The sequence below is a fragment of the Streptococcus suis genome (genome assembly GCF_002964045.1).
In the GTDB taxonomy this organism is placed as follows: domain Bacteria; phylum Bacillota; class Bacilli; order Lactobacillales; family Streptococcaceae; genus Streptococcus; species Streptococcus suis_U.
Genome location: NZ_POPB01000588.1, coordinates 1 through 273, shown reverse-complemented (window position 1 = coordinate 273; position 273 = coordinate 1). Strand labels below are relative to the sequence as shown.

The 273-nt window shown below is 36.6% G+C and carries 1 pseudogene; it reads right to left on the bottom strand.

Annotated elements, in window-relative coordinates:
* A pseudogene (locus C1E99_RS13020) lies at positions 1-233 on the bottom strand (hypothetical protein); the annotation flags it as partial.
* Positions 234-273 lie beyond the last annotated feature (40 nt).

Genomic DNA, 273 nt, shown 5'->3' with positions numbered 1-273 from the left:
GTAAGGAAGAACAGATGCGTGAGCGCCCGAAATACAATAACGATTGGAAAACCTGCGAGGAAAAAGCCTAAACTGGAACCTAAAGCAACAAAAATAGCAGTAGCTGGTGAAATAAACATGGCTATAAACAAAGGAATGTGACTAGCAAGTGTATAGGATGCTGGGCCAATAATGATTTTAATCGGCATCATTAAAGGTATTAAAATGGCAAATGCGGTTAAAATTGCACTAATTGATAGCTGCTTAACTGATTTTTTAGATGATAGTGTTAAT